Below are 2,049 nucleotides of genomic sequence, written 5' to 3'. Positions count from 1 at the left end.
TCGCGGGCAAGCCCGCTCCCACATGGTTTTCGTTGTACCTGTGGGAGCGGGCTTGCCCGCGATTGACCGCGCAGCGGTCGCCGAGGCACACCCTCTGATTTGTCGAGGTCTTTATGTTTGATTACTCCGCTCGCCCCGAATTGCTCAAGGATCGGATCATTCTGGTCACCGGCGCCGGTCGTGGCATCGGCGCGGCTGCTGCAAAAACCTACGCCGCCCACGGTGCGACCGTGCTGCTTCTGGGCAAGACGGAAGCGAACCTGACCCAGGTGTACGACGAGATCGAGGCCGCCGGGCATCCGCAGCCGGCGGTCATTCCCTTCAATCTGGAAACCGCCCTGCCCCATCAATACGATGAGCTGGCCGCCATGATCGAAGCCGAATTCGGCCACCTCGACGGTTTGCTGCACAACGCCTCAATCATTGGCCCGCGAACGCCGATTGAACAGCTGTCTGGCGAAAACTTCATGCGCGTGATGCAAGTCAACGTCAACGCCATGTTCATGCTTACCAGCACTTTGCTGCCGCTGCTCAAACTGTCCCAGGACGCCTCGGTGGTGTTCACCTCCAGCAGTGTCGGGCGCAAGGGGCGCGCTTACTGGGGTGCTTATGGCGTCTCCAAGTTTGCCACCGAAGGCCTGATGCAAACCCTGGCTGACGAAGTCGACACCGTGGCGCCGGTACGCTCCAACAGCATCAATCCGGGCGCTACTCGTACCAGCATGCGCGCTCAGGCGTATCCGGGAGAAAACCCGCTCAATAATCCGACGCCCGAGGAAATCATGCCGGTCTACCTGTACCTCATGGGCCCGGACAGCACCGGTATCAATGGGCAGGCATTCAACGCCCAGTAATGCCGTACGTCGCTTTTGTGCCGCGCCGACCTCTCGTCGCGGCACTTGCGCATCCTAATCTTGTACAAAGCGGATTAAACTTGTACGAAATGTCCTACGGGACTGACGGACCAGTATGACGCAGCCCAAAGCCGCTCTCACCCAGCTTGTAAGACAGCCTTACTGCTCAAGGGCGCACGCCATATGAAATCACCTTCCCAGACCGACGCAATTGAGTTCGATAGCGCCAAATTGCAACGCCTGGGCTTTGGTCAGCAACAACCCTCTCTGGAAAGGCCAGTCAGCCTCGCGCAGTTGCGCCAGCAATTGAGCATGCAGTTGCAAACCAGCCTTGAACCACAACGTATCCTCGGATTGTTCTTCCGCGAGGTGCAGCGCCTCGTCCCGCTGGATGCCTTGAGTTATGAGCACAAGAGCAGCGACTTGCGCCTGGAGTTCGGTCAGCGCGGCCACCATTCGATCAGCTACAGCCTCAGCCATGAGGGCGAACATCTGGGCGAGCTGGTGTTTCGCCGCAAGCAACGCTTTAGCGAGCAGGAACAAGGCAACCTTGAGTCGCTGCTGGCTGCGTTGCTCTACCCGATGCGCAACACGCTTCTGTACCGTGCCGCTACTCAAAGTGCGTTACGCGACCCGTTGACGGACACTGGCAACCGAATTGCGATGGAGCAAACGCTGCATCGGGAAATCGAATTGTCACGGCGCCACCTGCAACCTTTGTCGCTGCTGATGCTAGACATAGACCACTTCAAGCAGATCAATGACACCCACGGCCACAGCGCTGGCGACGACGTGCTCAAGGCGGTTGCTGCCTCGATCAAAAAGCAATTGCGCAACGTCGACATGGTGTTTCGTTATGGCGGGGAAGAGTTTTTGATCCTGCTGTCCAACACCAGCCGGGATGCGGCGGCCATGGTCGGTGAGCGCCTGCGCTTTGCAGCACAGTCTGAGGAATACGTCGCCGATGGCCGCCTGATCGCACTGACCATCAGCCTAGGTTGCGCGACGTTGTTACCGGGTGAGTCTGCCGAGAGTTTGGTGCGAAGGGCTGATAATGCGCTGTACGTCGCCAAACGCGCGGGGCGTAATCGGTTGACGATGGCAGGATAAAGCCTTTGGAAACCCTGCAAAACCAATGTGAAAGAACCAATGTGGGAGCGAGCCTGCTCGCGATAGCGTAGTGTCATTCAACATC

At 58.5% G+C, this 2,049-nt stretch carries 2 protein-coding genes; both read left to right on the top strand.

From position 1 onward, the window contains the following. Positions 1-113: 113 nt before the first annotated feature. Positions 114-854: a YciK family oxidoreductase gene (locus ACRESJ_RS00830; RefSeq protein WP_431756182.1), complete on the top strand. Its 741-nt coding sequence runs from the start codon at positions 114-116 to the stop codon at positions 852-854. Between the two features lie 183 nt (positions 855-1,037). Continuing rightward, positions 1,038-1,964, top strand: a complete 927-nt coding sequence (locus tag ACRESJ_RS00825) for a GGDEF domain-containing protein (protein WP_431756181.1) — start codon at positions 1,038-1,040, stop codon at positions 1,962-1,964. Positions 1,965-2,049 lie beyond the last annotated feature (85 nt).

Source organism: Pseudomonas sp. (genome assembly GCF_050739655.1).
Classification (GTDB): domain Bacteria; phylum Pseudomonadota; class Gammaproteobacteria; order Pseudomonadales; family Pseudomonadaceae; genus Aquipseudomonas.
The sequence above is the reverse complement of the archived record's forward strand: the minus strand, read 5'-3'. Positions and strand labels throughout refer to the sequence as shown.